Origin of the sequence: Vibrio vulnificus NBRC 15645 = ATCC 27562 (assembly GCF_002224265.1) — a bacterium.
Taxonomy (GTDB): Bacteria; Pseudomonadota; Gammaproteobacteria; order Enterobacterales; family Vibrionaceae; genus Vibrio; species Vibrio vulnificus.
In genome coordinates, this window is record NZ_CP012881.1 from 154,280 (window position 1) to 167,039 (window position 12,760).

At 48.1% G+C, this 12,760-nt stretch carries 11 protein-coding genes; 7 read left to right on the forward strand and 4 right to left on the reverse strand.

Annotation, left to right across the window (positions count from 1 at the left end; all coding sequences use genetic code 11):
- Positions 1–18 precede the first annotated feature (18 nt).
- The 3 genes from AOT11_RS00615 to rsuA all read right to left on the reverse strand — a co-directional run bounded on the left by AOT11_RS00615 (position 19) and on the right by rsuA (position 2,820).
- Positions 19–678 (reverse strand): DUF2913 family protein, encoded by a 660-nt coding sequence (locus tag AOT11_RS00615; protein ID WP_017422197.1) that lies wholly within the window; start codon positions 676–678, stop codon positions 19–21.
- Positions 678–1,880: a Bcr/CflA family multidrug efflux MFS transporter gene (locus tag AOT11_RS00620; protein WP_013571975.1), complete on the reverse strand. Its 1,203-nt coding sequence runs from the start codon at positions 1,878–1,880 to the stop codon at positions 678–680. The genes AOT11_RS00615 and AOT11_RS00620 overlap by 1 nt, the downstream gene beginning before the upstream one ends.
- 238 nt (positions 1,881–2,118) lie before the next feature.
- The gene (rsuA, locus tag AOT11_RS00625; RefSeq protein WP_017422198.1) at positions 2,119–2,820 is read right to left on the reverse strand and encodes a 16S rRNA pseudouridine(516) synthase RsuA; all 702 of its coding nucleotides are present in this window, start codon (positions 2,818–2,820) and stop codon (positions 2,119–2,121) included.
- 73 nt (positions 2,821–2,893) lie between these two features.
- Here rsuA and radD point away from each other — a divergent pair, with 73 nt between their 5' ends.
- From radD to AOT11_RS00660, 7 genes are all read left to right on the forward strand, one after another.
- On the forward strand, positions 2,894–4,636 hold the full coding sequence (radD, locus tag AOT11_RS00630) for a DNA repair helicase RadD (protein WP_017422199.1): 1,743 nt from the start codon (positions 2,894–2,896) through the stop codon (positions 4,634–4,636).
- Between the two features lie 85 nt (positions 4,637–4,721).
- Positions 4,722–5,111: a PepSY domain-containing protein gene (locus AOT11_RS00635; RefSeq protein WP_026060817.1), complete on the forward strand. Its 390-nt coding sequence runs from the start codon at positions 4,722–4,724 to the stop codon at positions 5,109–5,111.
- An 11-nt stretch (positions 5,112–5,122) separates the two neighbouring features.
- The gene (locus tag AOT11_RS00640; protein ID WP_011150077.1) at positions 5,123–5,782 is read left to right on the forward strand and encodes a response regulator transcription factor; all 660 of its coding nucleotides are present in this window, start codon (positions 5,123–5,125) and stop codon (positions 5,780–5,782) included.
- Positions 5,772–7,121, forward strand: coding sequence for an ATP-binding protein (locus AOT11_RS00645; RefSeq protein ID WP_026060818.1), 1,350 nt, complete (start codon positions 5,772–5,774; stop codon positions 7,119–7,121). The genes AOT11_RS00640 and AOT11_RS00645 overlap by 11 nt, the downstream gene beginning before the upstream one ends.
- A gap of 180 nt (positions 7,122–7,301) precedes the next feature.
- Positions 7,302–7,580, forward strand: a complete 279-nt coding sequence (rplY, locus tag AOT11_RS00650) for a 50S ribosomal protein L25 (protein ID WP_017422201.1) — start codon at positions 7,302–7,304, stop codon at positions 7,578–7,580.
- A 509-nt stretch (positions 7,581–8,089) separates the two neighbouring features.
- Positions 8,090–9,715, forward strand: a complete 1,626-nt coding sequence (locus tag AOT11_RS00655) for a DUF1800 domain-containing protein (protein ID WP_017422202.1) — start codon at positions 8,090–8,092, stop codon at positions 9,713–9,715.
- Positions 9,709–11,022, forward strand: a complete 1,314-nt coding sequence (locus AOT11_RS00660) for a DUF1501 domain-containing protein (RefSeq protein WP_017422203.1) — start codon at positions 9,709–9,711, stop codon at positions 11,020–11,022. Before AOT11_RS00655 ends, AOT11_RS00660 begins: the two co-directional genes overlap by 7 nt.
- A gap of 14 nt (positions 11,023–11,036) precedes the next feature.
- On the opposite strand, the gene AOT11_RS00665 is transcribed toward AOT11_RS00660, so the two are convergent.
- A complete protein-coding gene (locus tag AOT11_RS00665) occupies positions 11,037–12,635 on the reverse strand; it encodes a diguanylate cyclase domain-containing protein (protein WP_017422204.1) in 1,599 nt (532 codons plus the stop codon).
- Positions 12,636–12,760 lie beyond the last annotated feature (125 nt).

The following is a 12,760-nucleotide window of genomic DNA, read 5'->3' on the forward strand; positions in this document are numbered from 1 at the left end:
GAAGTGTCTGCCTAACCACTAGCAAGTAAAGCTCAGCGGGATCTCCGCCAATTGGTTACCGAGGTTGCTCGGGAACACCAAATATTCACCATGATATTTGACGTTAGATTTATAGTCCGTCACCTTGTGAACCATAAACCCAGCTGCGCTCGCTTTCTCAACGAAACCGGCATGGTGACCACGAACAAACCAGCTCATCGGTTTCACTAATAGCTCGCCGTCAAAACAGTTTTCGCACTGCTGCGCGCACAGTGCCAAAGAGTTCTGTCCTTCCGTGAAAATCTGCACTTTGCCACAGCCGACAATCGGATCTGAAGTCGACACTTCCCAGCCCGCGTTTTCCATTTCATCGAGAAAAGCTTCGATCTGTTTGTCGGTAATCGCTTTTGGTGCGCCCTCTTGGGCAAAGAACGAAGCATAAAACGCAGAAATACGTTGGAACGTTGGCAACAGCGCCGCGTCGTTTCCTTTCGAGCGTCCTGCTTTTTGCCAGCGAGTTAAGTCCGCGACAACACAACGATCGAAACGCTGACCTTTCAGCGCTTTGGTCACCCAACGTACCAAAAAGTGGTTGTTGGCAATCGGTGCGTCGACCAATTTGCCCGATTGATGTTCCGCAGCCAGCTCAGCGAGCGCGGTATTCACTAAGCGCTGAATTTCACTTGTGTAGTTCGACATTATGCTTTTCGTCCGAAAATCCAATAAAACAGTGCTGAAAGCACAGAGCACGCAGACATCACTAGCACCATAGGCCAAGTCACTCCTGATGGCAGTATGGCAACCAAAGCACCAACTAGAGAGCCAGTGCCAAAACGCAATGTGCCCGCAAGAGAAGACGCCGTTCCTGCCATATTAGGGTAGCCAGAAAGCAATAGCGCCATTGCGTTACTGCCGATGGTAGAAAGTGTGCCGATAAATAGAACCACGAATGGTACCGTGCCCCATAGCCCAAGGTCTAGTAGCCAACTGACAAATAGACCAAGACCGGCGATCAATTGAACAGTCAGACCCAAACGCAACATGAAATGCGATCCCACTTTCTTCACCATTCGACCATTTAGGCTGGTCATGATAATCATCGCAACAATGTTCAAACCAAACAAATAGCCAAACTGATCGGGTGAAATGCCGTAAATATCAATATAGACAAACGAGCCTGCGGTTAAAAAAGCAAACATTCCCGAGAAAGAGAACGCGCCAGACAGAATCAACCCCATTGCCGTTTTGTTACAGCATAACTTTAAGTAATTACGCATGGTCGTTTTGAAGCGCAATGGCTGTCGGTTTTCTACCTTGAGTGTTTCTGGTATTTGCCACCAAACAAGGGCGATCACGATAACGGCAAAAAACGCCAGCACCCAGAAAATTGAACGCCAACCAAACCAAATAGCGAGGTGACCACCGATCATCGGCGCGACAAGAGGCGCAATAGTGATCACCAATGTGACGAACGACATCGCACGCGCAAAGTCCTCGCGATCAAACATATCGCGAACCACGGCTTGAATGATCACCGCAGCCGCGGCACCAGCAAAGCCTTGCGCCGTGCGCACATACGTTAACGCATCAATGCCATTAGTGGTGGCACTGACCACCGCCGCTAGGCCAAAAAAGAGCACCCCAAGCAACAAAACCGGACGTCGGCCAAAACTGTCTGCCAATGGACCATGAATCAGTTGGCCGAGCGCAAAACCTGCAGTATAAGCGGTTAAAGTAAACTGCACCGCACCAGCATCGACACCCAAATCGCGTGCAATGGTCGGCATCGCTGGTAGATACATGTCGATGGCTAAGGGTGTCAACGCACCGATGGCACCGAGTACAGCAAACAAAAAGAGGCTAATTTGTGATTGGCTAACGGCTTGAGATTGATTCGTCATTGATTCTCCGTTTTGGTTGCGATTGCGTCGCAACACTCCGGTCACAATACAATCTCGTTGCCCATGTTCCACAACAGTTTGCCAAACGTTGGCCGTTGTCCTTTCTGCTAGAAATTCTGGGAGGGAAATGATGGCGTGATGCCATAGCAGCCTGCGTGAAGAGGTTAAAGAAATGTCAGCAGGCTGAATTATTGTGATACAGATTAGGCAGAAACACTAGTTCCTTATAGGAACTAAATCATTTCCAAACAGAGTCTATTTCTTCCTGAGTGAGGTAACGGTACTCTCCCGGCTCAAGGTTTTCATCCAGTTCGATCGCACCAATACGCTCACGATGTAATTGCTCAACTTTGTTACCCAATGCCGCGAACATACGTTTCACTTGATGGTATTTACCCTCATGGATAGTCAACAGCACTTCGTTTTCGTCCGCATTGACGATCGTCATCTGCGCTGGAAGTGTTAGCTCCTTTTCGTTACGCAATTGTACGCCTGCAGCCAGTTTTTCTGCATAATCACTGCCTATCGGGTCCGCCAACCAAACACGGTAAGTCTTGTCGCATTTATGCTTAGGCGAAGTAATACGGTGTGACCACTTACCGTCGTCGGTGATCAACACCAACCCCGTGGTATCGACATCCAAACGACCTGCAAAATGAAGCTCATCCATTTTTACTTCGTCTAATAGAACAAACGCAGTGTGGTTGAAACCATCTTCATGCGAGCAGACAAAACCTTCAGGCTTGTAAAGCATAATGTAACGCGGTCCTTGCGTAACCAGTTCGCGCCCTTGCCATTCAACAACACACTCTTCCGTTACTTTTACCGCACCACTTTTTTGCACTTGTTCGTTAACGGTCACTTCACCACTTTTTAGGATCTTAGTGGCCTCTTTTCGCGTCGCGCCAAGCGCATCGCAAAGAAATTTATCTAAACGCATGAATACCTCATCTGGTTAAGGTCGGGTATTATAGCGAGCTCACAAAGAATAGTTGAGTGATTTCATCGTTTCCATGTACACCCTCAGACCTTATCAAGCAGACTCAGTCAAAGCCGTTGTGCACTATTTTCGCCGCCATTCAACGCCGGCAGTCATTGTCTTGCCGACAGGGGCGGGCAAAAGTTTAGTGATTGCCGAATTGGCGCGATTGGCGAGAGGACGCGTATTGGTTCTGGCGCATGTGAAAGAGCTGGTTGAACAAAACCATGCGAAATATGAAGGATATGGTCTACAAGGTTCTATTTTTTCGGCAGGATTAGGACGAAAAGAAACCCAACATCAGGTGGTTTTCGCCTCTGTCCAATCGGTCGTCCGAAACTTAGAGCAGTTTCGTAATCAATTCTCTCTACTGGTGATCGATGAATGCCACCGAGTTCCGGAAGAAAAAAGCAGCAGCTATCAAAAAGTCATTAGCCATTTAACGGAGCTCAACCCGGGGATAAAAATCCTCGGCCTAACGGCGACACCCTATCGCTTAGGTATCGGCTGGATTTACCAGTATCACACTCGTGGCCAAGTTCGCAGCGAAGAAGCGCGATTTTTCCGCGATTGTATTTTTGAATTGCCCATTCGCTATTTGCTCGACGAAGGCTTTCTTACCCCAGCCAGAATGATGGACGCACCCGTCTTGGCGTACGATTTTTCACAGTTGAAACCCGCCAATACAGGCCGCTATAAAGAAGCAGAGCTGGATATGGTGATCGATAAAGCCAAGCGTGCGACACCGCAGATCGTAGAGCAAATCCTTCATCTCGCCCAAACCAAGCAAGGTGTGATGATTTTTGCAGCAACGGTGCGTCATGCCCAGGAGATCCACGGCTTATTGCCGGCAGATGACAGCGCTATCGTCATTGGCGACACTCCGACTCCAGAACGAGATGAGATCATCCGTCGCTTCAAAGCGCGTGAAATCAAGTTTTTGGTCAACGTCTCGGTGCTCACAACAGGTTTTGATGCGCCCCATGTTGATCTGATTGCGATTCTGCGCCCTACCGAGTCCATCAGCCTTTATCAACAAATTGTTGGGCGTGGTTTGAGGCTCTCCCCCGGCAAAGAAGAATGTTTAGTGCTCGACTACGCGGGCAACAGCTATGACCTTTATCAACCAGAAGTCGGCGATCCCAAACCAGACTCAAACAGTGAGATCATCACCATTCCCTGCCCTGCTTGCGGCTTTAATAACAACTTTTGGGGCAAGCTCGACAGCAATGGCTTTTTGTTGGAGCACTTTGGCCGACGCTGCCAAGGGTATTTCACTGACGAAGAGAGTGGAGAGCGAGAGCATTGCGGTTATCGCTTTCGCGCCAAATATTGCGGTGAATGTGGCGCTGATAATGACATTGCGGCGCGCATCTGCCACGAATGCGATGCCACTTTAGTGGACCCAGATAAAAAGCTCAAAGAGGCGTTAAATCTCAAAGATGCGTTGGTGTTTGAATGTCTTGAGATGGTGTTGAGTGTGCATAAAAATCCTGAAGGCAAATCGCAGCTAAAAGTCAGCTATCTTGGCGATAATCAAGCCCAAGTGCATGAATTTTGGCCTTTAACCACCGCCAAACAGAAATTGCTGTTTAAGAATCAGTTTGTGCGACCTCACTTGGCGGACAAACATCGTCCTTTCGAAGAGGCCTCGCCAACTAAAGTGGTGGCTCACCAGCATCGATTCCGACCGCCACAATTTGTCATTGCCCGAAAAAGCGGCCGTTTTTGGAAGATGCGCGATAAAATTTTTGAAGATGAACTGCAAGAGCGCTAGCCAGAGTTCGGAGAGCGGCAAGGTTCACTTTCGATTCATCTTTATTCATTTATACTCGGCTCACACTCTTTACCAAGGTAAGAACATGTTAAATAGTAAGCTCACTTGCGCTCTTTTATTCTCTTCTCTCCTTGTTGCGCCCGCTATGGCGCAAAACCTTGAGCAAGATGGCCACAGACTTGTACAGGACGTCTACAAAGAAGGCACTGCAATCGAGTTTGATGAAGATCAGAACGAAGTATACCAAGCGGTGCAGCAAGGGTTGATCAAGCCTTTTTCTGAACTTTATTCTACCGTCGACAAACAACTCAATGGTCGCCTGATCAAAGTCGAGTTAGAAGAAGATGATGATGAATGGATCTATGAGTTAAAATTGGTCCATGATAATCACGTCATTAAAGTGGAGTACAACGCCACCACCTTGGAACTCATTGAGATAAAAGGTCGAAATTTACACGACGTCATCAAGAAATAGAGAAAGATCATATGAAAATTTTGGTAGTGGAAGATGACCCTCGTTTGGGCGAACAGATTATTGAATCCCTCGAAAAAACGGGCTGGGTGCCTGAGCTTTCTCAAGATGGAATCGATGCTTTGTATCGTGCGACGTCAGAAGAGTGGGATGCAATGGTGCTGGATCTGGGCCTACCAAAGTTAGACGGGCTAACCGTACTAAAAGGCATTCGTGACGAAAACATCAACACACCCGTTGTTATTTTAAGTGCCCGAGATACCCTTACTCAGCGCGTGGAAGGCTTAAACGCAGGTGCCGATGATTACTTAACCAAACCGTTTGAAATGGTTGAACTGATCGCTCGCATTCGTGCCCAACTGCGCCGAGCCTCCGGTAACGCATCACCGGTGATGCAAATCGGAGACCTCAGCTTGGACACACGTACATCAAAAGTGATGTGGCAGGGTCAGGCGGTGAGTTTGACCGCACTTGAATACAAAGTGGTTGCCTATTTTGTGCATAACGCCGATAAAGTGATTTCACGTACTGAGCTGGTGGAACACATCTACAAGCAAGACTTCGACCGTGATTCCAATACCATTGAAGTCTTCATTGGACGCATTCGTAAGAAGATCGCGCCCAATATCATAAAAACCGTTCGCGGCCTTGGGTATCAGCTCAATGCCAACTAAGCGACCGCTGTACAAACACCTTAGCTTAAAAAGCCGCCTTTTTTTGGCGGCTTGCCTGTGGGTGACCGCAATGATCATTGCCGCTGGTGTCGGGATTCCCAAGCTGGTCAAAGAGTATTTAGTCAGTGATGTGGAAAGCCAACTGCGCTTAGCATTAGATGAAATTTCGGCCAACCTCGAAGCCGGTAAGAATGGGAGCATTGTTCTTTCATCACGGCTTTCCGATCCTCGTTTCAGTCAGCCATACAGCGGCCTATATTGGACGGCAACCATCAACAACCAAACTCTGCGTTCTCGCTCTCTTTGGGATCGCACCATTCAAATCAAGCAGGGTGCCATCCGAAAAACAGTACTTGGGGCGAAAAACGAACGTTTAATTGTGTTAGAGCAGGATGTGTTTCTCCCTGAGTACGTGAAACCCGTCCACATTGTGATTGGCATGGATGAAGCGCCGATGAAATCCACCTTGGACCATTTAACTGGACAACTGTGGATGATCCTCGGTCTGCTCTTTGTTGGCGTCATGACCGTGATTGGCTTGCAAATCGCTTGGTCGTTCCGACCATTAGGGAAATTACAACGCGAGCTCAAAGCGCTAAGAGCCGGTAGCCAACAACAGCTCGAAGCCAATTATCCAACGGAGGTATCACCGCTGATCGATGATCTCAATGCCCTCCTCTTCCATTATCAAGAGTTGTTGCAACGAGCTCGCAACCATGCGGGCAACTTATCTCACTCCTTAAAAACACCGCTATCTGTTTTGCGTAACGAAATCAGCCAATTGGATGTCGAATCAAGCCACAAGCTCTTACCACCGGTTGAACAGATTCAGCAGCATATTGATTATCATCTTGGTCGCGCTCGAATGGCAGGATCGATGAATATTCTTTCGGTGAAATCCAACCCTTCTGAGCGTGTCGATGCCATTTCCATGGCGTTCGATAAAGTCTATGCCGAGCGCGAGCTATTGCTGATCAACGAGCTGGACAGTGAACTGGAGGTGGCCGTCGATCAAAGCGATCTCGATGAGATGTTGGGTAACTTACTTGAAAACAGCTACAAATGGGCACGCAGCCAAATTCGAGTCCATAGCACACTGGCAAGCGACGATCAGCTTACTCTCATCATCGAAGATAACGGGCCAGGAATTGCGGAGGAACACCTCACTCAGGTGCTGAAACGGGGTGTTCGCCTTGATGAGACCACGCCAGGTACCGGCCTGGGACTGAATATAGTCGCGGAAATGGCCTACAGCTATCGCGGCGATCTTACGCTAGAGCACAGCCAACTTGGCGGTTTACGCGCCAATTTAACCCTTAAGCTGGCAGCAAAGGGTTAGCGACGATAAGAAACCACTATAAAACAGCGCTTTTGGCGGAATATCAGTTGCTCAAAGCACGGTTGAGTGGTAGTATCCGCGCTCGCTTTGACAGGAAACTTCCCGTTGAAGCCATACTTACTTCTGTAAGGTCGCATTACAGGGTATGAAATTAACTTTTACTAATTTGAGAGTAAAACTATGAAATTTGAAGCAGTAGTACGTACTGAACTAGGTAAAGGTGCGAGCCGCCGCCTACGTCTTGCTGGCCAATTCCCAGCAGTTGTTTACGGTGGTGAAGCAGCACCAGTTGCAGTAGCACTAAACCACGATGACATCGTAAACCAAATGGACAAGCCTGAATTCTACGAAGCAATCACTCTAGTGATCGGCGGCGCAGAAGTTAAGGTTAAGCCACAAGACGTTCAACGTCACGCGTTCAAGCCAAAAGTTGAGCACATGGACTTCATCCGTATCTAATTCCTTACCAGGGAATTAATCGGATTTAATCCAACCTTTTGCATATATAAGATTCTCGGCCTTACCATCCGAACAATCTAAAAAATTCGAAACCCCAGAGACTTACCACCTCTGGGGTTTCACCGTTTTATGCCCTTTCCCACGTTTTATATCCTTTCCGTCATAGGCGCCTTCTTTAAGAAGCACCATCAAAACGCAAACACTCCAAAAGGCTTACTCCTTTTCATTCTATAATTTGCACAGCCTTTGCATTTTCTCTCGCATTCTCTGTAATCAGCTTCGACGCAACTTGAAGCAACAGCACATTAATCCTGATCGACGCTTTTAATTACCGGACGCTTTCTGCTACTTTCCGCTCAATTTTTTACTCTATCACCGTTTATATACAAACTACTTGGTGTGACAGCTCAGCAGCCAGCAATCCTCCTTCGATAAGCATCACGAGAAACGCTTTCGAGGGTGAGCTTTTTTGGCCGATATCACTGCGCCAGCAAGTAGGAAAGGACTCTATGAATTTTTGGCAAATACGCATTCTACCCGTCACTATTTTGGGTGCTCTACTATCGGGATGCGGCAGTGACAGCAGCTCATCCCCGACACAACCAAGCTACCTAGAACCGAACCAACGCTACGATTTACTTTATCGAGCGACTTTTGGCCCAACCCCGAATAGTTATCAACAAATGGCGTCAGTTGGCTACCAAGCTTGGTTGGATCAGCAATTTTCTATGCCCCCTTCATTCCACCTTCCGCTCTTACAAAGTTATGTGATTGAGGGCGATACGCTCACTCAATCAGATCGCGTTGCAGTCTGGTGGCATCAGGCTAATCACGCTCCCGACCAACTGCGTCAACGAGTCGCCTTTGCCTTGAGTGAGATCTTTGTTGTGTCACGTTATGGCGCCAGCCTCAATGGCCGTGCGCCAGAGCTCACACACTATTACGATATGCTGTTGGAACACGCTTTTGGCAATTATCGTGATCTGCTGGAAGCGGTAACTCGCCATCCCGTCATGGGCGACTACCTTTCGATGATGGCAAACCAGCACGCCGATCCGCAAAAGAACCGTTTCCCAGATGAGAATTACGCACGCGAAGTGATGCAGCTATTTAGCATAGGCCTGTACCAACTCAACCAAGATGGCACCCCTTTACTCAATAACGGCGCGCTGCTCCCGACTTATTCACAAGATGACATCGAAAACTTAGCGCGAGTCTTTACCGGTTGGCACTTGGCGGACAAAAGTAATGGCAGTTGGACCAGTAAGCAGGGAGATTGGTTTCAAGCCATGGCACCTTATGCTGACAAACACGATAGCGATGAAAAAGTCGTTATGGGTGAGCGCTTCCCAGCAGGGCAAAGTATTGAACAAGATATGGCTCAAGCGATGGCGATGTTGACCAACCACGCCAATACCGGTCCATTCATCGCTCGTCTACTTATCCAAAGGCTTGTCACGTCCAATCCGTCCCCTCAGTATGTTGAACGCGTCACTCTGGCCTTTAATGACAATGGCAAAGGCATACGAGGCGATCTCAAAGCCGTCATCCAAGCTATTTTGCTCGACCCAGAAGCACTCAATGGCTCAACAGAGCGCTTAAAAGAGCCACTCATTTCGATGACCAATCTTTACCGTGCACTCGAAGCCAAAAGTGCCGACCCAACCGGGCGTTATCACAACAGCAATGGCACGTTTTTCGCCTTTGGCCAAGCGCCTCTCTCTTCTCCAAGTGTGTTCAATTTCTTCTCGCCGGACTACGCGCCAAATGCGCAAATGAAGGAAAAAGGCCTAGTAGCACCGGAATTTCAGATTCTAAGCTGGAACAACTTCATTAATATCAGTAACCAGATGTGGTCTGCTACTGGAAACAGTCAATACGATTCAGAAGAGAACCCAAAGAAAATTGTCGTCAATCTCGCCCCGTTAGAAGCGCTCGCGAATGATCATCCCGCGCTGATTGCCGAGCTGAGCCGACGCTTTCTCTCCGAGCAAATCAGCCCAGAACTTGCGGTCATCATTGAGCAGAACTTAAATCAGCTCAAAGATCACCAGCAAAACACCAAAGTGCGTAATGCGCTGCATATCATTTTGAACAGTCAGGAATTTCACACCGAGGTAAGCAACGTATGGTGACTCGTCGACAATTTATCTCTGCTCTCGCCGCCACACCTTTGGTATCGATGCTAGGCAGTAAACCCAGCTTCGCTCTACCCACCAATGATTATAAAGCACTTGTGTGCGTGTTTTTGTTCGGTGGCAATGATGGGTTTAATATGTTGGTTCCGACCAGTGATGCCCATTACGATGAATATGCACGTGCTCGGCCTGACATTGCGTTAGCCAAAGAATCGCTGTTGCCGCTGACGTTGGCCACTGGTTCAACGCTCTCTTTCGGCCTTCACCCTGCCATGAATGAACTGCAAGCATTAGTTAACCGCGGTAAAGCCATCCCCATTGTCAACAGTGGGGTGCTCGTAGAACCCACAACCAAAGCAGAGCTTCTCAATGGCACTCGCGCTCTACCACCCTTTCTTTTTTCACACAACTCGCAACAAGCTGAATGGCAACGGGGTTGGGCGGGCAGTTCCTCCACGTTAGGTTGGGCAGGCAGAATGATGGATGTGCTTTCCAATGGGCAGTTAGAAGTGAGCCCAACGTTCAGCATCAACGGCTATGTGCAGTGGCTGAATGGTGAGAAGCAGCGCGCGAACCTGATCAACCCAGATGGCATGCCCACTTTATGGGCAAACAACAATACGTTGAGGAAACAAAGCTTTGACCAAGTTTTGGCGCTGCAACCCGACAGCCTATTTGCACAAGCTTTTGATCAGGTGAAAAGCGATTCTATTACTATTCGAGATCAGCTTTCAGCCGCGCTAACGTCCTCTCCTGAGGAGCCACACTTCCCAGATAACCGACTGAGCCAACAGTTTCATACCGTTGCAAGATTGATCAAATCCAGTGAACAACTGGGGCATCAAAGACAGGTGTATTTCGTTGGAATGGGTGGATACGACACCCATGCCAACCAATTGGTCGCCCATCAAACCTTACTGGCTGAGCTAAGCCAATCCCTCGACGCCTTTAACACTTCGCTGGAAAATGCCGGGATCGCCCATCAAGTCACTACCATGACAATGTCAGATTTCGGCCGAAGGCTTGCCAGCAATGGATCGGGAACGGATCACGGTTGGGCAAGCAACCACTGGGTCATGGGTGGCGCTCTGCAATCTGGACGGATTTATGGCCAATGGCCTTCCCTCGTCCTTGATGGGGAAAACGATTTTAATCGTGGCCGAATGATTCCAACCACCTCTGTCGAACAAATCGGTGCAACCGTGGCAAAGTGGATGGGTATTCAAACTGAGCAGCAATTGCTCGACATATTCCCCAACCTTAAGCATTTTGCGCAAAAAGATTTAGGATTCCTTGCTGGATGATGTCTTGTGGATGATCAACTGCTTTCATTGACTTTTTGCACTTGGACAACTCTTCCCTTACCTGCAGATTTTGCTTGGTACATCGCGATATCCGCTTCGTGAATGAGGCTATCCACATTGGTTGACGTCGTCTCGACGTCAACCGTCACTAACCCAATACTTGCGCCAATGACGAGGGCTTTGCGCTCAACAATCACTGGTATCGCAATCGTCTCAAGCAATGCTTGAGCGATTTTGGTCGCTTCTTGCGTCGATTGATTCTTCAACAAAACGATAAACTCATCTCCGGCATAGCGAGCCGCCATATCCTCCTGACCCACGGTATCCAGTAACCGCTGAGCGACCGCTTTCAATAGAAGGTCGCCCGTTTGGTGACCGTACTCGTCATTGACGGCTTTGAAGCCATCAAGGTCAATAAATAACAGCGAAAACGGCTGCTTACGCTCCAAGAATTTTGCTATCGCTTGTCTCACGGCAGTACGATTCGGCAAATCCGTGACAGAATCATGTGATGCGAGATGACGCGCAAAACGTTCTGCCGATTTCAGCTCTTTGGTTCTTTCTAAGACTCTAAATTCGAGCTCTTTTCGCCCGCGATTCACTTCATTGGTCATGAGATTGAAACTTTCCACCAATGCTTGAGTCTCTTTAATACCAGTAAAACCTTCGATGGTTTCCAAATGAGAGATGCGGCTCTCTGTCTCCGTCATTCCTTGAATTTGCTTGGTAAGTTTTCTTATTGGTCGCATTAGCAGACCCGAGAGCTGCCAACTTAAGATAAAGCAAATAACAAAACAGGCGATGGCCACCACCAACGTGACTTTTTTAAAATCGTTGATTGCCGCATCTAATTCACTCACGGGTTGAGGGATCATAATGCCCCAGCCTAACGTCGGCGTCACAGTAAACCCAGCAATCATGTCTGCCTTCATTGCTGGTGAATAAAAGCGCTCCACGCCTGTTTCACCTCTTAACATCCGTTTTACCACACTGATTTTGGCAATATTTTTCGCCTGAGCTTGCCACTCTTTGTTTGGATGAGCCAAGACGCTTCCGGTGTTATCGACAATAGCGGCATGCCCTTTCTCGCCAAAACTCACCGCCTCTTGAAGCTGAACAACATACTCATTCGCCATCGCCGCCACCCAAACTCGTCCGTATTTATCTTCACGGTAGAGATAAATTGTTGGTTGGGGAAGAAACTGCGAAATAACCGGGGTAACTCGCGTGATTTGATCGGCGTTGACATCCAATGTTTTGGGAAAATAGACGGGCTCACCAAACAACACCCTACGTTGCATGGCGTTTTTTGAATAACGTGCCAAAGCATGTAAATTGAGCTGCTGGAGAAGGTTGATTTGTTGGGCAGAGAGTTCATTGCTATCAAACTCATCGCTGATCGATTCAAACACAGAGAGCACATCGACACTGTAGCGTTCTAAAGCGGCGCTCAGGTTTTTGGCGAGCAGCAAGTGCTTTTCGTGCACGGCTCGATACTCTTTCTCAAGCGCATGCTGAACCGCCCAGTACGAAAACAGCACAATAGGCACGACAGACACTAACAGCATCACTGATAACAAAATTGCACGCAGAGAAGGTCGCAATACAGGCATAAGCGTTCCAAACATTCGCAACAAGTTCTTAAGCACCTTAGCTGTGCTTAACGTTAACCTGCGCCAACTGTCATTTATAGAAATTATAATGATTTATAAGATACGGCGTTTAGAGGTGGTATAAA

Bases quoted from the DNA above. Each gene is read 5' to 3' on its own strand.
- rsuA (WP_017422198.1), bottom strand. From the start codon at position 2,820: ATGCGTTTAGATAAATTTCTTTGCGATGCGCTTGGCGCGACGCGAAAA.
- AOT11_RS00635 (WP_026060817.1), top strand. From the start codon at position 4,722: ATGTTAAATAGTAAGCTCACTTGCGCTCTTTTATTCTCTTCTCTCCTT.
- AOT11_RS00640 (WP_011150077.1), top strand. From the start codon at position 5,123: ATGAAAATTTTGGTAGTGGAAGATGACCCTCGTTTGGGCGAACAGATT.
- AOT11_RS00645 (WP_026060818.1), top strand. From the start codon at position 5,772: ATGCCAACTAAGCGACCGCTGTACAAACACCTTAGCTTAAAAAGCCGC.
- AOT11_RS00655 (WP_017422202.1), top strand. From the start codon at position 8,090: ATGAATTTTTGGCAAATACGCATTCTACCCGTCACTATTTTGGGTGCT.
- radD (WP_017422199.1), top strand. From the start codon at position 2,894: ATGTACACCCTCAGACCTTATCAAGCAGACTCAGTCAAAGCCGTTGTG.
- AOT11_RS00620 (WP_013571975.1), bottom strand. From the start codon at position 1,880: ATGACGAATCAATCTCAAGCCGTTAGCCAATCACAAATTAGCCTCTTT.
- AOT11_RS00615 (WP_017422197.1), bottom strand. From the start codon at position 678: ATGTCGAACTACACAAGTGAAATTCAGCGCTTAGTGAATACCGCGCTC.
- AOT11_RS00665 (WP_017422204.1), bottom strand. From the start codon at position 12,635: ATGCCTGTATTGCGACCTTCTCTGCGTGCAATTTTGTTATCAGTGATG.
- rplY (WP_017422201.1), top strand. From the start codon at position 7,302: ATGAAATTTGAAGCAGTAGTACGTACTGAACTAGGTAAAGGTGCGAGC.
- AOT11_RS00660 (WP_017422203.1), top strand. From the start codon at position 9,709: ATGGTGACTCGTCGACAATTTATCTCTGCTCTCGCCGCCACACCTTTG.